Origin of the sequence: Mycobacterium sp. Marseille-P9652, from assembly GCF_902652685.1 — a bacterium.
Lineage (GTDB): Bacteria > Actinomycetota > Actinomycetes > Mycobacteriales > Mycobacteriaceae > Mycobacterium.
In genome coordinates, this window is record NZ_CACRUY010000020.1 from 61,419 (window position 1) to 82,176 (window position 20,758).

A 20,758-nucleotide genomic window follows, 5' to 3' on the forward strand; every position below is an offset into this window, starting at 1 on the left:
CACGTTTTCGCCTCGCCGCGTGTCGGGGAGGTGAGAACGCTGGACCGAATGTCAGGAGGATTGCCATGTCCCGGCTGCAGGGAGTGTCCGACCGCGACGCCGGCTTGGGCGCCAAGATCGCCTTCTTCTTCACCCGCCGCAAGCTCGCCCGCATGACCGGACTTCAAACGGCGGAAATGCTCGAGCCGCTGCGGATGTACGCGCACATCCCCCGGTTGCTCAACGCCTACGGCAGGCTGGAGCAGGCGGAGGACAAGCTGGGCGTGCTGACTCCGCGCCAGCGCGCGCTGGCCGAGCTGAAGGCGGCGACGACGGTGCGCTGCGAATACTGCATCGACCTCGGGTCGCAGATCGCCCGGCGGTGGGGCATCGGCGACGACGAGCTGCTGGCCATGAGTGACTACCGCAACGCCGCCTGTTTCTCGGACGTCGACAAGCTGATCCTCGAGTACGCCACCGCGGTCAGCCGCACCCCCGTCGAGGTGAGCGACCGGCTGTTCGAGGCGCTGCGCGCCCACTTCGACACCGCACAGCTCGTCGGTCTCACCCACGTCATCACGCTGGGCAACCTGCGCGCGCGCTTCAACGTCGCGCTCGGCATCGGATCGTCGGGCTTCTCCGGCGACCGCGTGTGCGCCCTGCCCGAGGGTCGCACGTGACGGCGGCGGACGCGCTCGCGGCGAGTTTCCAGGCGGCGCGGCCGCGCCTGAGCGCGCTCGCCTACCGGATGCTGGGGTCGATCGACGACGCCCAGGACGCCGTGCAGGAGGCCTGGCTGCGGCTGGTCCGCACCGACCGGCCGATCGGCAACCTCGACGCCTGGCTGACCACGGTGGTGGCCCGCATCTGCCTCAACGCGTTGCGCGACCGCCGGTCCCGCGAAAAACTCGTGGCGCGCCTGCCCGACCCGGTCGTGGACGTCGACGACGAAGCCGCTCCCGAGCACCGGGCGATGCTCGCCGAGGCGGTCGGTGTGGCGCTGTTCGTAGTGCTGGACACGCTGCCGCCGGCCGAGCGGCTGGCGTTCGTGCTGCACGACGTGTTCGCCGTCCCGTTCGACCAGATAGCACCGATCGTCGAGCGGACGCCGGAGGCGACGCGCAAGCTGGCCAGCCGCGCGCGGCGCCGCATCGAGGACGCCGCTCCGATTCCCGACGGCGACCTCGCGGCGCAGCGCGAGGCCGTCGACGCGTTCTTCGCGGCGGGGCGCGCCGGCGACTTCGACCGGCTGGTGTCGGTGCTGCATCCCGGCGTTGTGCTCCGCGGCGACTTCGGCCCGCACGCGCCGATGTTCCGCGCCGAGGGCGCCGCCGAGGTGGCCGGGCTGGCCCGCGGCTACGCGGGACCCGAGCGCGAGGTGCGGCGGGCCACCGTCAACGGCGCCGCGGGAGCGGTGATCGTCGTCGACGGCCGGCCCACCGCCATCATGGCGTTTCTGGTGCGCGACGGGCGCATCGCGGCCATCGACGTGCTGGCCGATCCCGAGCGCGTCGCGAGGTCAGGCGCCGGCGGGCACCGCGGTCACTGACCGACGGCCTGCAGCAACTCCATCGCGGAAGCGCGGGACAGCATCCAGCCACCCTGGTTGACGAACGTGACGTTCTGGGTGACCGGCGAGGGGATCTTCGGGCCCGAGACCGCGACATCGGCCGTAGCCGACCCGGCGGCGGCGGGCTGAATGTTGGTCACGTTGAAGGCCAGGGGCAGGTCGCCGGCCTCCGCGGCCTTCTTCAGCTTCTTGTCGGCGACGTGCGCGGTCATCCCGCTGATGCCGCCCTCGACCAGGTTGCTCTTGTTGGCGAACGGGACACTCGGGTCCGCGAGGCTGGTCAGCACGCCGTTCAGTTGATCGGCACTCGGGACGGCGGCCGCCGGGGCAGGCGCGGGGTCCTGCGGCAGCGGAGCGCCGACCGCGGCGAGCCGCACCCCGGCCTGGTCACCGGCCGGAACCGCCGCGACCGCCGTCAGGCCGAAGGCGGTCGCGCCGACGACGCCGGCGGCCGCCAGACTCGTGGCGACGAATTTCATGGTGATCATGCTCAGGTCCTCCCCCGATCGCCAGGACAGTGGCGATCTCGCGCCGCCGCCCAGGTGTGGTTGTTGTGTCTGATGTTTCGCTCCTCCGGGCCGTTACGTTACGAACGGGTCCTGTGCCTTGACCATGGACTGTCTGTGCGCCCGCTGTGTGGCCGCGGGTCAGCCGGTCGCGGCCTGCAGCAATGCGATCGCGGAGTCGTGCTGCAGGATCCAATTGCCGTCCTGATTGACGAACATCAGGTGCTTCGAGACCGGACCGGCGAACTTCGGACCCGAGATGGCCACATCGGCCTGGGCGGCGTTGGGCCCGGCAGGCTGGATGTTGGTCACGGCGAACGTCTCGGGGAACTTGCCGTCGCGGTAGGCCTTTCGCAGGTCGTGATCGGCGAGGTGGCCCTCGTCGGGGGTGATGCCGTTCTGCACCAGGTTGGTCTTGGTCGTGTAGGACACTCCCGGGTCGGTCGCCTGGTTGCACAGGCTCGACAGTTGGTCGGGGCTGGGCAAGGCCGGTGCCGGCGGCGGGTTCTGCGGTAACGGTGCGCCGAGCCCGGTCAACTCCACCCCGCCGGCTCCCGCGGCCCCGATGGCACCCGTCGCCACAATGCCGATGGCAGTCAATGTGATTCGCATGGTCTGGTCCTCCCCCTAGTGATCGACCGGGGCCACGGCAAGACGCCGTGCCCATGTCGGTGGCCGCCATTCTGCCTGCGCGACCACCGTATTGGGTCTCGGACGGGTCACGGTAGCGGCACGCTCCGTGGGGCGCTCAGTGGCGGATCAGCGGCCCGCGATCGCCTCGCGCAGGCTCTTCGGGCGAATGTCGGTCCAGGACCGTTCGACGTAGTCCAGGCACGCCGCCCGGCTTGCCTCGCCGTACACCACCCGCCAGCCGGCCGGGACGTCGGCGAAGGCGGGCCACAGGCTGTGCTGCTCCTCGCCGTTGAGCAGGACGACGAAGGTGCCGTCCTCGTCATCGAAGGGGTTGGTGCTCATCGCGTTTCCTTGTCTTGTCGGGCGTCGTATCGTACGTGGACGGGGCCAGGTGGGATCCCAGCACCCGATCGGACAACAGCCCGAGGCAACTCAGGTTCGGGAACCCGGGCCCCTGGGTGAGCCCGGAGAGGTTAGGCAGGAACAACTTCGGTGCGAGGTCGGTCACGGACAGGTCGTAGCCGATCGCCTCCTCGAGGCTGTCGAGGCCGAGCGGCCGGCCCAGGGCCAACTCGATCAGGTCGAGGGCGTCCTGGGTGAACAGCGTGCGGAACCACAGCGGGTCGGCGCCCGAGCCGTCGATGACGAGGTCGAAACCGTGCACCGTCTCGAGGTTCTCGCTGCCCCGGTTGGTCGACAGCGTCAGCCGGATCTGCCCGTGGCGGGCGACCGCGTGCGCCACCCGGCCGCGCAGGTGGTGGATCCGGTCGTCGGCCAGCAGCGCCTCCTGCACGCTGGCCGAGAACACGCCGCGGTCGGTGCGCGCCAGCGCGTCACGGCGCTCGGCAGGCGTCAGCGCGCCCCAGTCGGTGGGGTCGGAGAACAGCGAGTTCTCGAAAAAGCCCTCGCCGCGGGTGAAGAGGGTCACCTGCGGCGAGATGACGGTGATCGTCGAAACCCGGTGCCGGAACAGCTCGTTGAGCATCGACGCGGCGGTCTCCCCGCCGCCGATCACCGCCACCCGCTCCGCGCTGATCCGGTCGGCCCCGGCGGCGCGGTCCCAGAACTGGGCGATCGACAGCACGCGCGGGTTGCCCGGCAGCACCGACCTCTCCGCCTGACCGGGCCCGGTGATCATCAGCCCGTCGGCGTGCACGGTCGACTCGCGGGTGTGCAGCGCCCACCGGTCGCCGGCGGCGGAGAGCCGCTCGACCTCGCCGTGCACCACCTCGAGGCCGACCCGGTCGGCCACCCACGCCAGGTACTGGCCCCACTGCCGGTGGGTGGGCGCCGGCCGGCCCCGGTCGACCCAGGCGGCGAATGCCGCCGTGGCGATCAGGTACGACTGCCAGCTGTAGCGGGTCATCCGGTCGTCGAGTTCGGCGTTGCGGCGCGGAACGAGCGCCGAGCGGTAGGGAAACCCGACGTCCTTCTCGGGGCTGGTGCCCAGGCGATGGGCGCCGTCGGTCCAGCCGCCGCTGGCCTGCCAGTTGGCCCCGACCCCGGTGCGTTCGACCGCGACCACGTGCGGCGCCTCGACGCCCATGTCGCGCAACACGGACGCCTTGGCGGCGACGGCCACCGCCTTGGCGCCGGCGCCGAGAATCGCCAGTGTGCTCATGCCACCATCTCCCACAGTGCGTCGGTCCAAAGCTGTTGCAGCGCTGCGATGTCGGCGAGGTCGAGGATGTCGGGCAACGCGCGCCACTGGGTGACCAGGACGGGAGCCTCGGCGGTCCCGAGAATCCCCGCCACGATGGTCAGTTCGTGGCGCACCGCCTGGCCGGGTTCGGGTACGGGTCCCAGCCCGGACATCGCCTCCCGGTCGAGCTCAAGCCCGCCGACGCCGGCGTGGACGGCGCCGAGGTAGTTGAGCAGTAGCTGCGGTTCGGGATGGTCACTCAGGCGGTTATCGGGGCGCAGGTACCGCAGCAGGCCGTAATCGATTCCGCAGCCGCTGATTCGGGCCTTGTCGGTGGGGCCGTCGGTGTGGACGCGCAGCGGGTGGATCGCGCTGAGCAGGCCCACCGTGTCGCTCGTGTCGGCGGTCTGGTCGATGTCGACGTCCGCGCGGCCGTGCGTCTCCAGCGCCAGCAACGGCGCCGGGGTGTCCTGGCCGCGCCGGCGCCGCCACGCGGTGACGGTGCGGGCGGCGGCGGTGACGAGCAGGTCGCCGAGGGGTTGCCGAGTCGAGAGCAGGCGGGCGGTCAGGTCGATCGCGCAGGCCGAGACGCCGATCGCGAGATCCCCGGCCCGGTCGGTGTGTGGCCGCACCCGGCGGGAACCGAGCGGCGGATCGGCTTCGTCGAGTTCACCGGCCCAGAAGGACTCGCTGTCAAGGGCTTTGGCGCGCTCGTGCAGAAGGGATGACCAGTGCCGGTAGGCGGTGTGCTCGCGCGCCGGCGCGGGTGTGCGGCCCGAGGCGAGGGCGTGCAGGCCCGCGTCAAGCTCGCTCAGCACGATCCGCCACGACGCCGGGTCCATCGCCAGCACGTGGGCGGTGAGCACCAGCGCGTCGGGGCCGTCGGTACGGCGCAGCCACACCGCCGCCAGCAGGCGGCCCGCACACGGGTCGAGGCCATCGAGCGCCTCGCGGGCGTGCCGGGCGACGTCGTCGGCGGGGTCACCGCTCCCCCACACCTCGCGGAAGATGTGCATCTGCTCGTGGTGCGGCACAAGCGTCATGGCGTCGCGGTCCAGCCGGCACCGCAGCACCTCGTGCCCGGCCACCACGGCGCCCAGCAGCGTGTCCAGGTCCGCTCGGGTGATCGTGCGCGGCAGCCTGATGACCTCCGTCTGCGCGAGCCGCCGCGGTTCGCCGTACTCGTAGAGCCACCTGATGTTGGGCAGCACCGGGATGGGACCGCTGTCATCACCGCCCGACGAGCGCGGTGCTGCCGCGGAGTCGATCGCCGCGGCGACTTCGCGGATGGTGTCGCATTCCAGCATCAGCCGCGCCCGCAGCGCGACCCCGCGCCGGCGGGCGGCCTGCACCACCGACAGGGCCGCTAGGCTGTCGAGTCCCAGCTCCAGGAAGCCGAGGGTGACGTCGACCTCCCCGGTGCTCAGCACCTCGGCGAACGCCGCGGCCAGCGCCCGCTCCGTCGGCGTCTCGGGCGCGGTCACCGCGGCGTCGCCGAGAGTCATTGCGGCCAGGGCCGACTCGTCGATCTTGCCGTGCGGGGTGAGTGGGAGCTCGTCGACGACCGCGATGCGATGGGGAATCAGGTAACGGGGCAGCCGATCGGCCAGCATGGAGCGCAGCTCGGCCGGGGTCGGCGGGTGTGGCCCGCCCGCGACGTACGCCGTCAGCCGGGTACCGTCGGCGTGGGCGCGGGCCATCACATGGGCGCCGCGCACGCCCCGGTGGGCGGTGAGCGCCGCGACGATCTCCCCGGGCTCGACGCGGAAGCCGCGGATCTTCAGCTGATTGTCCGTGCGGCCCAGGAATTCGAGGCCGCCGTCGGGAAGGCGGCGCACCATGTCTCCCGTGCGGTACATCCGCGCGCCGTGACCGCCGGGGTCGGCGACGAACCGGGCGGCGGTCTCCGCGGGACGCCCGAGGTAGCCGCGCGTCAGCTGGTCCCCCGCGAGGTACAGCTCGCCGGCGGCGCCGTCCGGGACGGGCCGCAGCCACTGGTCCAGGATGTGCGCGCGCGTGCCGCGGGTCGGGCGTCCGATGGCCGGCCGCTCGTGCTGGTCGACCGCGGCGACGACGGCCTCGACCGTGGTCTCGGTGGGGCCGTAGCAGTTGAAGGCCGCCATACCGGTTGCCGCGCAATGTGACTGGATGTCTCGCCATGCGGTGCCGCCGAGCGCCTCGCCGCCCAGCGCGAGAACCGCGAGGGGCACCCGCCCCAGCAGTCCCGCGACCCGCAGCTGGGCGAACATTGACGGCGTCGTGTCGATCATGTCGAGTTCGAACCGGTCGATCGCGTCGACCAGCGCCTCGGCGTCACGTTGGGCGTCGTCGCCGACGATGTGCAGCGTGTGGCCGTCGAGCAGCGCCGCCAACGGCTGCCACGCCGCGTCGAAGGTGAACGACCAGGCGTGCGCGATGCGCAACGGTCGCCCGAGGCGCTCGGCGGCCGGCCGCAACACCCGGGCGATGTGGTCGTCGGCGTACGCCGAGAGCGCCCGGTGGGTGCCGACGACGCCCTTGGGCGTCCCCGTGGTGCCCGAGGTGAACACCGCGTAGGCGGCGTGCTCCGGTGGCGCGGCGGCCGGGCGGTAATCCGTCGGCGCTACAACGGAATCGGCGCCGAAATCCTCGTCGATCACGATGCGGGCCGACGTCTGGCGGAGGATCTCGGCGACCCTCTCGTCGGGCATCGCCGGGTCGAGCGGCACGATCATGCCGCCGGCCTTGAGGATGCCCAGCATCGCCGCGACGTAGCCCGGTCCGCGGGGCAACACGATCGCCACCGGCGTCTCGGCCCGCACGCCGGCGCGGCTCAGGGCCCCCGCCAGCCGGTCGGCCCGGGCGTCGAGTTCGCGGTACGTGATTCGGCCGCCGTCCCAGCCGATCGCGATCGACTCCGGTTGCGCGGCCGCGACTTCCGCGAAGCGGCCGTGGACGGAGATTGTCCGCGCACCGCCGGTCACGGGTTCACGACGGCCCGAGCCGCGTTCCTCGTCGAGCAGGGCGTCGAGGTCGCGCAATGGGCGGTCCCAGGTGGCCGGCACGCGCTGGGCGACCGCCAGGAGCCGGGCGCCGAGCGCCTCGGGCGGCATCGCCCCCAGCGCGCCGTCGAGCACCTCGACGAACACGGTGAGCTCGCCGCCGCTCGGGTGCACGGCGACGGTGACGGGGAAATGCGAGACGCTTTCGAGCGCGGCCGGCCGGAAGGTCACGCCGTTGGCGGCGAACTCGGTCGCACCCACCACCGCGCCGGGCGGAAAGTTCTCGTACACGAGCAGCGTGTCGAAGATCTCGCCGACTCCGGCGATCGACCGCAGTTCGGCGTGCCCCAGATAGCAGTGATCGCGCAGGACAGCGGACTCCCGTTGCAACGCAACGCATTGCGCACCGACGGTGTCGACGGGGTTCAGCCGGAGCCGCAGGGGCACGGTGTTGACGAACAAGCCGACCATGGCCTCCACGCCGGACAGCTCGCCGGGCCGGCCGGACACGGTCACGCCGAACGCGACGTCGGCGCGCCCGGTGAAGGCCGAAAGGACGGTGGCCCAGGCGAGTTGGACGACCGTGTTGAGCGTGACCCCCCGACGCCGGGCGGCCTCGGCGAGCGCGGCGGCGGCCTCGGCATCCAGCCGCAGCGTGGTGCGATGCGGGACGCCCGCCGCCGGCGGCGTCGCGCTCAGCGCCGGCGACAGCAGGGTCGCGCCGTCCATGCCGGCCAGGTGGTCGGCCCACACTGCGCGGCTACGCTCCCGGTCCCGCCCGCTCAACCAGCCGATGTAGTCGCGATAGGGCCTCGGCGGCGGCGGCAGGGCGGCGGTGTCGCCGCCGCTCCGGTACAGCGCGAGCAGATCGGAGACCAGCAGGGGCAGCGACCAGCCGTCGATGACGATGTGGTGCGCGACGATGCTGAACCGCCACTGGCGGTGTGGCAGTTCGATGAGCAGGAACCGAATCAACGGTCCGCGCCCGAGGTCGAAGCGGCGGCGGCGCTCGTCGGCCTCCAGCGCGGCGACGTCGTCGGGCAGGGCGCGCACCGACCGCCACGGCACGCGCACGCCCACCGGAATCACCTGCACGGGCCGGCTCAGGTCGCCGTGCACGAAGCTGGCCCGCAGGTTGGGGTGCCGGGCGAACAGCGTTGCGGCGCAATCGTGCAGCAGCGGCACGTCGAGCGGCCCCACGACGTCGGCGGCCATGGTGATGACGTAGGGGTCGGCTTCGCCGGAGTCGGCCTCCGCATCGGGATGGGTGAGCGCGGCCATCGAGAACAGCCCCTGCTGCAGGGGGCTCAGGGCGATGACGTCTTCGATGGCGTGTTGATTAGGCTGCGCGGCCGGTCGCTCGTCGGCCCGTGTCACGGCCGCTCACCCCATGACGACGCCAGGGCCGCCAGTTCGTCCGCGGAGAGCGCCGACGCCGCCATCGGCGCGTAATGTGCCTCCTCCGAGCAGGAGTCGGCCTTGGCGTCGACCGCGTCCGCGAGCGCATGCAGCACGGGATGCTCGAACACCATCCGTGGGGTCAGTGGCAACCCGGCGTCGCGGGCGCGCGCGGCCACCCGCACCGCGAGGATGCTGTCCCCGCCGAGCGCGAAGAATTCGTCGTTGCGTCCGACCGTGGCCGCCTCGAGCACGTCGGCCAGGATGGCCGCGAGCGCGCGCTCGGTCTCGGTCGCGGGCGCTTCGGGTGGGCGGGCGACGGGCTCCGCCGGCGCGGGCCGTTCGGCGCCGGCCAGCAGTTCCAGTTGGCCGTCGTCGCCCCAGACGCCGCGCTCGCCGGTGCGGTACAGGCGCGAACCGGGCTGATCCGCAAAGGGATTAGCGACGAGGCGAGTGGCGGTCTGCTTTCTTGTGGCCAGCCGGGTGCGGATGGCCGGGCCGCCGCCGTAGTAAACGTCGCCCACCACACCCGCCGGGACGGGGCGCAGCCAGGGGTCCAGCACGTAGATCCCCGAGTCGTGGGACTGCGCCAGGATGCGCCGCCTCTCGTTGGGCCCGGCGACGTCGAGGTCGCGCAGACTCTGGTCCGGCCGGTGCGCCAGCTCCTCGACGACCCGGGTCAGCCAGCCGGCGAATCGTTCGGCGGTGCCGCGCCGATAGAGTTCGGGGCGGTAGATGACGTGCCCGCGGTAGCCGGCCCCGGAGGCGAAGAAGTTCACCGACATGTCGGCGTGCGCGACGTCGAAGGCGGGCTCGAGCGCGGTGACCGTGGTGTCGCCGTCGAGGGGCTGGTCCCGCGGCAGTTCGTCGCGGACGTGCACGACCACGTCGAAGAGCGGGTTGCGCGACAGCGATCGCGCCGGCCCGACCGCGTCGACCACCTGGTCGAACGGCAGGTCCTGGTGCGCGTACGCCGCCAGCGCCATCTCCCTCGTCCGCCGCAGCACCTCGCGCAGTGTCGGGTTCCCCCGAAAGTCGTTGCGTAACAACAGGATGTTGACGAAGAACCCGACCAGCCGGTCGAGGTGGGATTCGGTGCGGCCGGCCACCGGCGTGCCGAGGCCGACTTCCGCGGCTCCCCCCGCCTTGTGCAGCGCCACCGCGACGGCGGCCTGCAGCAGCATGAACTCGGTGGCGCCGAGATCGCGGCCCACGGCGGTAAGCTTCGCCCGGGTGTCCGCCGCGACGCCGAACTCGACGGTCTCGCCGGCCCCGCTGAGCACGATTGGTCGCGGGAAGTCCGGCCGCAGGCCGGTGTCGGCGGGCAAACCGTCCAGCTGGCGGCGCCAGTAGTCGCGTTGCGGGCCGGCGATGCCGGCGTCGTCGGCCAGCAGCGCGGCCTGCCAGGTGGCGTAGTCCGCGTACTGCACCGGCAGCGGATCCCACGACGGCGGTTGCCGATCGCGGCGCGCCCGGTAGGCGGTCAGCAGGTCGGTGAACAGCACGCCGGCCGACCAGTGATCGCCGGCGATGTGGTGCACCACCAGCGACACCGCCGTGCGGTCCGGTGTGGCGAGCACCGCGGCGCGGATCGGCCAGTCGGTCTCCAGGTCGAACACGTGCCGTCGTTCACCGTCCAGTTCGGCCTGCAGCCAGGACTCCCCGGGCCCGTCGGCGCGCCGCACATGGACCTGGGCGGGTGGGTGCACGACCTGGTATGGCACACCGTCGATTTCGCGATAGGTGGTGCGCAGGATCTCGTGCCGTGTCACCACGTCGGTGACGGCCGCCGCCAGCGCGTCGGTGTCGCACGCGCCGCGCAGGGCCACGGTGAACGGGATGTTGTTGACGTTCGCGGGTCCGTCGAAGCGATAGGTGAACCAGCTGCGCAACTGCGACGGCGACAGCGGCGCTGGGCCGTCACGATCGACCGGCGCCAGCCGCGGCCTCACCGGCCCAGCATTCGGCGCGTCGATATGCGCGGCGATCCGGGCGACCGTGGACAGTTCGAAGACCTCGCGGACGCCCACGTCCACCCCGAAGGCGTTCCGCATTGCGGCAACGAGTTTCGTCGCGAGCAGCGAGTGGCCGCCCAGCTCGAAGAAGGAGTCGTCGGCCCCGACGCGGTCGCGGCCGAGGAGCTCGCCGAACAGTCCGGCGACGCGCCGCTCGGTCGCCGTCCGCGGTTCCCGGAACTGGGTGCCGGAGCCGACCTCGGGCGCCGGCAGCGCGGCGCGGTCGATCTTGCCGTGCGCGGTGATCGGGATCTCGTCCAGCACCACGTACGCCGCCGGGACCATGTATTCCGGCAACGCCGCCGCCACCCTGGCGCGGATGCGGTCGACGTCGACCTCGGCCGGTGCCGGCTCGCCCGCTGCCGGCGTCACGTAGCCGACGAGGCTCTTGCCCAGGCCCGGCAGGTCGCTGACCACCACGACGGCCTGACCGACCGTCGGATCGACCGAGATGGCCGCGGCCACGTCGCCCAGTTCGATGCGGAAGCCGCGGATCTTGACCTGTTCGTCGGCCCGGCCCACGAATTCGACGTCGCAGGCGGCGTTGCGGCGGGCGAGATCACCGGTCCGGTACATGCGGGCGCCGGCAATGAACGGGTCGGCGACGAACCGTTCGGCGGTGAGTCCGGCTCGGCGGTGGTAGCCGTGCGCGAGATGCGTTCCACCCAGGTAGATCTCGCCGATAACCCCGACCGGTACGGGTTGCAGGGCGTCGTCGAGCAGGTACATCGAGGTGTTGATCTTGGGTGTGCCGATCGGCACCACGCGAGTGCCCTGCGGGCCCTCGACCTTGTACCGGCTGGCGTTGATCACCGTCTCGGTGGGGCCGTAGAAGTTGTGCAGCAGGGCGTCGAACGTGGCGTGGAACCTGTCGGCCACCTCGCCGGGCAGCGGCTCGCCGCCGATGGGCACCCGCTGTAAGGTCCGCCACTGGTTGACGCCGGGCAGCGAGAGGAACAGGCCGAGCAGCGACGGCACGAAATGCATTGCGGTGATGCCCTCGTCGCGCAGCAGGCCGGTGAGGTACGCGATGTCGTTGAGCCCGCCGGGGCGCGGGATCACCATCCGCGCGCCGCAGGCCAGGGTGCCGAAGATCTCGGCGATCGACACGTCGAAGCTGGGCGAGGCGACCTGCAGCAGCCGGTCGGTGTGGTCGACACCGTACTCGCCGCGGAACCAGACGAAGTACTCCGCGACGGGACGGTGCGGCACGGCAACGCCTTTGGGCAACCCGGTGGTGCCCGACGTGTAGATCAGATACGCGGTGTTGTCGGGTCCCAGCGGCCGGACGCGATCGGCGTTCGTGGGATCGCCCGTGCGGCAACCGGCCAGATCGCCGACCGGCTCGCGCAGCACCAGCGTCGCGTCGCAGTCGCCGAGGATGAAGTCGAGCCGGTCGGGCGGATACGCGGGGTCCACCGGGACGTACACCGCACCGGCCTTCGCGATCGCCAGCGCGGTCACGACCAGCTCGACCGACTTGTCGAGCAGCACCGCGACCCGGTCCTCGGTCCCGATTCCCCGCCCGATCAGCCAGTGCGCCAACCGGTTCGCCGACTCGTTGAGCTGACGGTACGTGAGCCGGCGGTCGTCCGCGACGACGGCGACCGCTTCGGGTGTCCGCGCCGCCTGCGCGGACACCAGGTCGGCGAGGGTGCTCGGGGCGGCGGCGAACGACTCGCCGCGCGACACCGCCCGCAGCCACCGCGCCCCCGGCTCGTCCATCAGCGCGAGCCGGGACAGCGGGGTGTCCGGTCGGGCGAGGGCGTCCTCGGTGAGCACACCGAAGTGGTCCAGCATCTGGCGCGCCAGGTCCGGTTCGAGGATCTCCACCAGGTGCTCGGCCTCGACAAGCGCACCGTCCCGGTCGAATTCGACCATGAACCCCAGCGGCAGCTGGGTGAGGTGGCTGCGCAGGTCGTAACGTTCGCACCGGACCCCCGGCGCCCGGAATCCGCCGCCGTCGGGTTCCCGGAACCCGAAGCTCACCCGGGTCATGCGTTCGGCGCCGTGGCGGCGGTCCGGGTTCAGTTCCCGCACCGCCCGGTCGAGGCCGACCCGTTGGTGGGCGAACGCCCCGGTGGCGACGTCCCGCGCCGACGCGAGGAACTGGCGGAAGGTCATCGCCGGGCGCGGCCGCAGCCGCATCGCCACGGTGTTGCCGAAATACCCGATGCTGTCGTCGGTTCCGGCGCCGCGATTGAGCACGGGCGCGGCCACCAGGAAGTCGTCGCTGTGGGTGTAGCGGTGCACCAGCGCGCCGAAGGCGGCCAGCATCACCATGTACGGGGTGCACCCGGTTTCGCGCGCCAACGCCGTCACCCGCCGCGCGGTGTCAGCGTTCAGCCGCAGCGCGGTGCGGGCCGCCCGCCAGGTGGTGGGCATGCCGGTGCCGGCCGGGCCGGGCAGCTCCAGCGGTTCCGGCGGATCGGCCATCACCGCCCGCCAGTACTCGAGGTCGGCCTCGGTGGTGTCCGGGCCGGGCGCGGCCGGGTGGGGTCCGGGATCGGCACCCAGGTGGTGCCCTTCGTACGCCTTGGTGAGGTCGGTGAAGAACACGCGCCACGAGCCGTCGTCCCACGCGATGTGGTGGGCCACCACCAGCAGCACGTGCTCGTCGGCGCCGGTGCGCACGGGGGTGATCCGCAACGGCGCGTCGGCCGAGAGGTCGAACGGCGTGCCGAATTCGCGCTGGGCCAGCACCTCCAGGCGCAGCCGGCGCGCGTGGTCGGGCAGCTCGCTCAGGTCGTGCTGCACCCAGCCCGGACGCAGATCGTCGTGGACCGTCGGCCGGGGATCGCCGGCGTCGTTCAAGGTGTAGGTGGTGCGCAGCACGCGGTGGCGGCGAGCGACGGCGTCGACGGCGCCGCGCAGGCGGGTCAGGTCGAGCTCGCCGGTCAGCCGGTAGGAGACGCAGACATTCAGCAGCGCGCCGCTGGGGTCGGCCGCCTGAACGAACCACATGCGGGCCTGACCGTCGGAGAGTTGTTCCGCAACAATGGTTTTCGGCTCCCGGGCCTCGTGCGCGAGGCCGCGTTCGGCGAGCCTGCGGCGCAGGAGCTCCAGGCGGGCGCCGGTGTCGATGTCAGTCACGGGCGAGGTCCACTTTCTCTGCGCGGTCGGGGAGCTCAGTTCTGCGCTCGAGTTTGTCGACGAGTTCGGCCCCGGTGATCTCGCCCATCAGCGTCGCCAGGGACACCGTCCGGCCGATTACCCGGTGCAGGCGCCTGCGGAGGTCCACCGCCAGCATCGAGTCGATGCCGAGGTCGAACAGCGACTCAGCGAGGTCGAGATCGTCGGCCCGGTCCATCCGCAGCACGGCCGCCAACTCGGCGCGCACCGCGTCTCGAACCGGCACGGCGGTGTCGTCGGCCTCGTGCGGGCGCGGCGCGGCGCTTCGCCCCCGCTCCAGGAAGATCCGCAGGCGGTCGCGGTCGGCGGCGAACACCAGCGGGTCGTCGTGCCACTCCCGCAGGCTCGCCTCGATCGCGGCGCGCGGCGGCATCGCCCGCAGCCCGGACCGCTCGATCTGCGCGACGCCGGCTGAATCCGCGACGCCGGGCCCCGCACCGGTCACGCCCTGCCACAGCCCCCATTTCATGGCAACGCAGTGCCTACCCGTGGCGCGCAGCCCCGCGGCCGCCACGTCCAGCAGGCGGTTGGCCGCGGAGTACGCGACGTGTCCACGCCCGCCCCATACGCCGGATGCCGAGGAGCACAACACGATCCGGGCGTCGGCCCGCAGCGGCCACAGCTCGGCCAGGTTCGCGAGACCGCCGACCTTGGCCGCGAATGTTTCCGCGACGGCGTCCGCCGTCAACCCGGCGCCGAAGGCGCCCGCCGCATGCACCACCAGCGACGCGCCGTCGCCGCCGTATTCCGCTGCGAGACGGCGCAATCCGGCCCGGTCGGTGATGTCGCAGGGCGGCGACAACAGCCGGGTGCCGTGCGCGGCCAGCCGCCGCAGCACGTCCGGGTCGGCGGGGTGGCGGCTCAGCAGGACGATGCGGCGCGCGCCGCGCTCGGCCAGGTAACGGGCGTGGTGCAGCCCGACCGTCCCGGCACCGCCCGCGATGACCACGTTGTCGAACGCGCCCTCGGCAAGCGCGGGGCGGGACGCGGCCGATGCGGCGCGAAAGGCGCGTTCGTACAACACCGGTGCGCCGGCGGTGTCGCGCAGCGCGACTTCCGCGGCACCGCAGAGGAGTGCCGCCACGACGGCGGACCCGGCGGCGGCCGTGAGCGCACGCGAGGGCACGTCCAGGTGGGTGAACGTGCGCTCCGGGTGGTTGAATCCGAGGCTGCGGTGCATCGCGGCGAGCGCCGCCTGCCCGGCCGATGGCACCGCGTCGTGCGGACCCACGCGCTCGGCGCGCACCGTGACGAGACACACCGTGTGGCAACGCGAGCCGCCGGCGTTCGCGTAGCCGAGCAGTCCGGCCCCCACGAGTCCGGGCAGGGCGTCGGCGGCCCGGCCCGGATCGTCGTCGAGGGCCGGCCCGACCGCCACCAGGATCTCCGCGTCCGCCGGGGCGGCGGGGCCGCACCCGGGGTGGGCGGCGACCGCTGCGGAAAACGTTGACAGTAAATCGATTTCGCCGCCAAGACCGATCACCGCGACGCGCACGGGCGACCCGCCGACGTGGGCGGTCAGCTCGACGGGCTGCCAGTCTTCCAGCGCCACGTGTACTTCGGGTGCCGGTGCGGGCGGCAGCGGCTGAGGGCGCGCCCAGAAGGAAATCGCGCGCATGGGCGCGTTCGGGAAGTCGGGCAGGCCACCGGGGCGGCCGCACCCGTCGAGGTGGTCACCCCAGGCGTGGCCGGGGTCGGCCAGCGCCGCGGTGACGATGTTGGCCGCCAGCGCGTCGACGAACGGCTCGTCGCGTCGGGCCGAGCCGACCAGCGCCGCCGGTCCCTCCGGCCTCTCCTCGAAGGCCTCGGCGAGGGGGAACAGGAGCGCGGGATGGGCGGACAGCTCGACGAACGAGCCTGCGCCGCAGCGGATCGCCGCGTCGAAGGCGCGGTCCAGCCGCACCGGGTTGCGCAAATTCGCATACCAGTACTCGGCGAACGGCGTGCCGGGCGCGACGACGTCACCGGTGGCGCCGCCGATGAACTGCACGGGGGTATCGGCGAACCGTGCTGACGGCAGCCGAGTGTGGAGTTCCTCGCGGAACTGCTCGAGCAGGCTGGTGTGTCCGGGGAAACCCGCGCCGATCTCCCGCGCGAACCGCCCGCCGCCGCGGACCGCGTCGACCACGGCCAGCACCGCGTCGCGGTCGCCGGACACCGCGACGGTCGAGGCGGAGTAGACCACCGACAGCTCGAGCCAGCCGTCGGTTTCGGCGATGAGCCGCTCGGCCGCCGCGGCGCCGATGCCGAGCGTCGCCATCGCGTAGCGGCCGGGGAGGCGCTCGACCAGGTCGGCCCGGGCGGCCACCACGGCGACCGCGTCCGGCAGCGTGATGCTTCCGGCGATGACGGCGGCGGCGACCTCCCCGAGGCTCTGTCCGACGGTGAGGTCAGGCAGCACGCCGCAGCCGCGCCAAACCTCAGCCAGCGCAACAGCATTGACGAATTGGGCCCCCTGGATCTCCACCTCCGTATAGCCGCGCGGGCTGTCGGTGGCCGTCAGGTAGCCCAGTGGCGACGCGACGCCGGCGACCTCGAACTCCGCCGCGCACCGGTCGGCCGCACTCCGATAGCCGGGAAGCGCCCGGTAGGCGACCGCCCCCATGCCGGGCCAATGCCGGCCCTGGCCGGGGAACACGAACGCCTGCCGCGCCGCGGCGCCCACCGCCGACCTGGCGACCAGCTGGTGCTCGCGCCCGGCGGCCAGCGCCCGGAGCCCGTCGATGAGCTCGAGCCGATCGGCCGCGCGGACCACCGCCCGGTGCCTGCGGACCCGCCGGGTCCCGAGCAGGTGGCGGGCCACCTCGTGCACGGTCGTGTCGGGGAAGCGGCCAAGGTAGCCGGCAAGGTCCCCGGCGGCGACCGGGACGAGGTCGTCGGCGTGCGCGCTGAGCAGGACGGGGATCCGCCCGTCGGGCATTCTCTGAAAAGCCATCAGGCCGCCCCGCCGTCGGGCATGGAGACGATCACGTGGGCGTTGGTGCCGCTCATCCCGAAGGCCGATACCGCCGCGAGTCGTCGCCCCTCCGTCGCGGGCCAGGGCGTCAGCTTGTCGGCCAGCCGCAGACCGCAACTCCCCCAATCGATCTCGTGGCTCGGTTCGTCGACGTGCAGGGTGGGTGGGATCGCGGCGTGCTGTGCGGACAGGATGACCTTGGCCAGCCCCAGCGCGCCCGCCGCGGCCTGCGTGTGGCCGACGTTCGACTTCACCGACCCCAACAGCGGTCCCCGTCCGGTGGGCGCGGCGCCGTAACTGTCCCGCAGCGCCGAGAGTTCGGTGCGGTCGCCGAGGCGGGTGCCCGTGCCGTGTCCCTCGATCATCCCGACGTCGGCGGGCCGCACGTCCGCCCGCGCGAGGGCGCGCCGGAACAGGCGCAGCTGGGCGTCGCCGCTGGGCGCCGTCAGGCCGTTGCTGCGCCCGTCGGAGTTCAGGCAGCTGGCGCGCACCTCGGCCAGGATGCGGCGCCCGTCGGCCTGGGCGGTGGACCGGCGCTGCAGGACGAACATCGCGGCGCCCTCACCCCACACGGTTCCGCTGGCGTGGGCGCTGTAGGGCCGGCAGTGGCCGTCGTCGGAAAGGGCGTGCTGCTTGGAGAATTCGACGAAGTATCCCGGCGAGCCCATCACGCACACGCCGCCGGCCAGCGCGAGGTCGCAGTCGCCGGATCCGACCGCCTGGACCGCCGTGTGCAACGCGGTGAGCCCCGACGAGCACGAGGTGTCGATCGTCAGAGCCGGGCCCGCGAGGTCCAGCGTGTAGGCGATGCGGCCCGAGATCACCCCCAGCGACGTCCCGCTGATCAGGTGCCCGCTGTGCTCGGAGAACCCCGAGAGGCCGGGGCCGTACTCCAGGGCGGACGCCCCGACGTAGCAACCCGCGTGGTGGCCGGCCAGGTCGTCGGGGTTGATCCCGCTGTTTTCCAGGCTGCGCCAGGCCAGCCGCAGGGCGACGCGCTGCTGCGGGTCCATCGCCGTTGCCTCGCGCGGGGAGATCCGAAAGAACTCGGGGTCGAATGTGGTTGCCGTGGAGAGAAATCCGCCGAGGTTGTGGATGGCCTTGAAGCCGTCGCGCCCGTCGAACAGTTCGTCCAGCGTCCAGCCGCGGTCGGTCGGGAAGGGCCCCAACCCCTCGCGCTGGTCGCAGAGCAATGCCCAGAAGTCGTCGGCGGTTTCCACACCGCCGGGCGCTTCGACGGCGAACCCGACGATCACGACCGGATCGCTAACGGGCATCGGCGCTCACCATCCCGGCCACCCGGTCCAGGTGATCGTTCAGGTAGAAGTGGCCGCCGTCGAAGCCCGACAGCCGGAATCGGCCGGACGTGTGGGATTTCCACCCCGCCAACATGTTTCGGTCGATGCGGTGGTCGGCGCTGCCGCCGACCGCGTGGATGTCGGCGCGGATACGCACGTCCGGTCCGCACGAGTAGGCGTTCAGGGCGCGGTAGTCCGCCTGCACCGCTTTCACCAGGAGCTCGACGAACTCGTCGTCCTCGAGCAGCGTGGGATCGGTGCCACCGAGATCGACCATGTCGGCGAGCACACCGTCGGGGCTGGTCGGCAGCGGCCCGCACGAACCGACCGCCGACGGGGCCTGCCCGGCCGAAGCCCACAGCTTGCGCACGGGCACGCCGTGGCTTTCGGCGATGCGCGCGAACTCGAAGGCCACCACCGCGCCCATGCAGTGGCCGAACAGGGCCAGCGGCGCCACCGAGGCCACTTTCGCCCAGTCGGCCGCCTCGAACAGGTCGAGGGCCAGCGTCCCGACGGTCTCGGCCGCGGGGTGATCGCGCCGGTCGGCGCGCTGGGGGTACTGCAGCAGGTATGCGTCGACGTCGTTGGCGGCCAGCGCCTTTGCCAGCGACCGGTAGGCCGCGGCGGCGCCGCCGGCGTGGGGGAAGACGACTACCGACGCCCGCGCGGCGCCGGCGGTGAACCGCTTGATCCACGGCTTGAACCGCGGTTCGGTGAGCGCCGATTCGACGTCGGCGCTGGGCATGTCGATGATTTCCAGGTACAGCTCGGCCACCCGCCCGAGTCGCTCGTCGCCGCCTTCCCGTTCGGCGAGCAGCCGGGCGAGCGCGGCGGGCGTCCTGGCGGCGAAGACATCGGCGACCATCACGCTCGGCGAGTCGAGCCACTGCCGGATGGCCGCGACGGCCTGGGTTGCCTGCACCGAATCGCCCCCGAGGGAGAAGAAGTCGTGTTGAGCGCCCACCGTGCCGACGTTGAGCACCCCCGCGACGATGTGGCAGAGCGCCCGCTCCAGCGGTGATCGGGGCGCCGCGTGGGGCAGGGCCGCGTCGTCGGGCCGTTCGGCCACCGCCGCGGCCAACCGGGCCGCGACGGCGCGGCGGTCGATCTTGCCGCCGTCGGTGAACGGGATCCGGTCGAGCAGGGTGATATGACGCGGAATCATGTGCGCGGGAACCAGTTCGGCGAGTCCGTCGCGGATCCGCTCAGGCGTGAGGGCGGCGTCGTCGGCGCGCACCGCCGCGGCAAGCACGTCGGGGCCCGGGAGGAAGGCCGACACCGCCGCGCGCACGCCGGGCACGCGCCGCAACGCGGCCTCGACCTCGCCGAGTTCGACGCGGTATCCGCTCACCTTGATGCGGTGGTCGGCGCGGCCGACGAACTCCAGCGTGCCGTCCGGCCAGTAGCGGGCAAGATCGCCGGTGCGATACCAGGTTCGGCCGCCCGACCGGACGAAACGCTCCGCGGTCAATTCGGGCCGTCCGCGGTACCCGCGGGCGATCCCGCGCCCCGCGAACCACAACTCGCCGGGCACCCAGTCGGGCCGGTCGGCGCCGGTGTCGTCGACGACACGGCATGCCATGTTGGGGAACGGCCTGCCATAGGGCACCGCGGTCAGGTGGGGCGGCAGGTCCCCGGTCAGCTCGAAAAGCGTTCCGTGGACGGCCGTTTCGGTGGCGCCCCCGAGGCCGGCGAAGCGAACGCCCGGCGCCCGCTCCCGCAACCGGCGGGCGAGGCCCGGGCGGACCCAGTCGCCTCCCGTGGGCACGACCCGCAACGACGACAGCCGTTGGGCCGCTGACGCCTCCTCGACCTCGACGAGCATTTCCAGCCAGCCGGGCAGGAAGTTCAGCACGGTCACCCGGTGCGCCTCGATCAGCCGCGCCCAGGCGTCGGGGTCACGGCGATGGGCTTCGTCGACCACCACGACCGCGCCACCGGCCCGGAGCGTGGCGAAGATGTCGAGCACCGACATGTCGCACTCCAGGGTCGACAGCGCCAGGCATCGGTCGTCGGCGCCGAGGCCGAAGTGGTCGGTGAGGAACTCCACCGTGTTCATCGCGCCGTCGTGGGTCACCTCGACGCCCTTGGGCTCCCCGGTCGAGCCGGAGGTGAACAACACGTAGGCGACTTCCGCGGGATCCGTTGCCTCGATGCGGAATTCGATCGCGTCGGCGGTTATGTCACGGAGAACGTCGGCCAGTATCACCGCGGGCAACGGCAGCGACGGCTCGAGCGGCCGGCCGCCGCAGACCAGCGCCAGGCTCACCCCGCCGGTGCGCAGGATGCGCTCCGCGCGGTCACGGGGCTGGTCGACGCCGATCGGCAGGTAGACCGCGCCGGCGGCCAGGATGCCGAGCAGGGCCGGCACCTGTTCGGCGGTCTTGGGTCCCATCACCGCGACCGTGTCGCCGGCGCCGACGCCGGCCGCACGCAACGCGGCGGCCACCGTCAGCGCCCGACCGCGCAGTTGCGCGTAGCTCAGGTCGCCGGAGCCGGCGAACACGGCCGGCGCGTGCGGCTGGCGGGCGGCCTGGCGAAAGAAGCCGTCGTGCAAGGCTTCTCCGCTCGGCGCGGCGGTGCGGCCGTTGTCGGCGTCGCGCACCGCCCGTTGCCGGGCCGGCCGGGCGGTGCGCGACGCCGACAAC

The 20,758-nt window shown here is 72.6% G+C and carries 11 protein-coding genes; 2 read left to right on the forward strand and 9 right to left on the reverse strand.

Going from position 1 to position 20,758, the window contains the following annotated elements:
* Window positions 1–65: 65 nt before the first annotated feature.
* Both GPY60_RS13165 and GPY60_RS13170 read left to right on the forward strand, forming a co-directional pair.
* Window positions 66–659, forward strand: a complete 594-nt coding sequence (locus tag GPY60_RS13165; RefSeq protein WP_156688111.1) for a carboxymuconolactone decarboxylase family protein — start codon at window positions 66–68, stop codon at window positions 657–659.
* Complete coding sequence (locus GPY60_RS13170; protein WP_156688112.1) at window positions 656–1,528, forward strand: sigma-70 family RNA polymerase sigma factor; 873 nt, start codon at window positions 656–658, stop codon at window positions 1,526–1,528. The genes GPY60_RS13165 and GPY60_RS13170 overlap by 4 nt, the downstream gene beginning before the upstream one ends.
* Here GPY60_RS13170 and GPY60_RS13175 read toward each other — a convergent pair.
* From GPY60_RS13175 to GPY60_RS13215, 9 genes are all read right to left on the reverse strand, one after another.
* Entirely contained in the window at window positions 1,522–2,037 is a 516-nt protein-coding gene (locus tag GPY60_RS13175; protein WP_156688113.1) for a hypothetical protein, read from the reverse strand. The two genes, GPY60_RS13170 and GPY60_RS13175, sit on opposite strands and share 7 nt — an antisense overlap.
* 159 nt (window positions 2,038–2,196) lie before the next feature.
* Window positions 2,197–2,667 carry a hypothetical protein gene (locus GPY60_RS13180; RefSeq protein WP_156688114.1) on the reverse strand — a complete coding sequence of 157 codons (471 nt, stop codon included), beginning with the start codon at window positions 2,665–2,667 and terminating at the stop codon, window positions 2,197–2,199.
* A gap of 147 nt (window positions 2,668–2,814) precedes the next feature.
* Window positions 2,815–3,030: an MbtH family protein gene (locus GPY60_RS13185; protein ID WP_156688115.1), complete on the reverse strand. Its 216-nt coding sequence runs from the start codon at window positions 3,028–3,030 to the stop codon at window positions 2,815–2,817.
* Window positions 3,008–4,309, reverse strand: coding sequence for an NADPH-dependent L-lysine N(6)-monooxygenase MbtG (gene mbtG / locus GPY60_RS13190; protein WP_156688116.1), 1,302 nt, complete (start codon window positions 4,307–4,309; stop codon window positions 3,008–3,010). Before mbtG ends, GPY60_RS13185 begins: the two co-directional genes overlap by 23 nt.
* Window positions 4,306–8,688: a non-ribosomal peptide synthetase gene (locus GPY60_RS13195; RefSeq protein ID WP_231639638.1), complete on the reverse strand. Its 4,383-nt coding sequence runs from the start codon at window positions 8,686–8,688 to the stop codon at window positions 4,306–4,308. Before GPY60_RS13195 ends, mbtG begins: the two co-directional genes overlap by 4 nt.
* Window positions 8,685–13,817 carry a non-ribosomal peptide synthetase gene (locus GPY60_RS13200; RefSeq protein ID WP_156688117.1) on the reverse strand — a complete coding sequence of 1,711 codons (5,133 nt, stop codon included), beginning with the start codon at window positions 13,815–13,817 and terminating at the stop codon, window positions 8,685–8,687. Before GPY60_RS13200 ends, GPY60_RS13195 begins: the two co-directional genes overlap by 4 nt.
* Window positions 13,810–16,791: a mycobactin polyketide synthase MbtD gene (mbtD, locus tag GPY60_RS13205; protein WP_156688118.1), complete on the reverse strand. Its 2,982-nt coding sequence runs from the start codon at window positions 16,789–16,791 to the stop codon at window positions 13,810–13,812. The genes GPY60_RS13200 and mbtD overlap by 8 nt, the downstream gene beginning before the upstream one ends.
* Window positions 16,791–18,089, reverse strand: coding sequence for a beta-ketoacyl [acyl carrier protein] synthase domain-containing protein (locus tag GPY60_RS13210; RefSeq protein WP_156688119.1), 1,299 nt, complete (start codon window positions 18,087–18,089; stop codon window positions 16,791–16,793). The genes mbtD and GPY60_RS13210 overlap by 1 nt, the downstream gene beginning before the upstream one ends.
* The coding region (locus GPY60_RS13215) for an amino acid adenylation domain-containing protein (RefSeq protein ID WP_156688120.1) at window positions 18,079–20,758 on the reverse strand (2,680 nt) is incomplete at its 5' end. The genes GPY60_RS13215 and GPY60_RS13210, both read right to left, overlap by 11 nt.

Bases quoted from the DNA above. Each gene is read 5' to 3' on its own strand.
- mbtG (WP_156688116.1), bottom strand. From the start codon at position 4,309: ATGAGCACACTGGCGATTCTCGGCGCCGGCGCCAAGGCGGTGGCCGTC.
- mbtD (WP_156688118.1), bottom strand. From the start codon at position 16,791: ATGGCTTTTCAGAGAATGCCCGACGGGCGGATCCCCGTCCTGCTCAGC.
- GPY60_RS13175 (WP_156688113.1), bottom strand. From the start codon at position 2,037: ATGATCACCATGAAATTCGTCGCCACGAGTCTGGCGGCCGCCGGCGTC.
- GPY60_RS13185 (WP_156688115.1), bottom strand. From the start codon at position 3,030: ATGAGCACCAACCCCTTCGATGACGAGGACGGCACCTTCGTCGTCCTG.
- GPY60_RS13210 (WP_156688119.1), bottom strand. From the start codon at position 18,089: ATGCCCGTTAGCGATCCGGTCGTGATCGTCGGGTTCGCCGTCGAAGCG.
- GPY60_RS13165 (WP_156688111.1), top strand. From the start codon at position 66: ATGTCCCGGCTGCAGGGAGTGTCCGACCGCGACGCCGGCTTGGGCGCC.
- GPY60_RS13180 (WP_156688114.1), bottom strand. From the start codon at position 2,667: ATGCGAATCACATTGACTGCCATCGGCATTGTGGCGACGGGTGCCATC.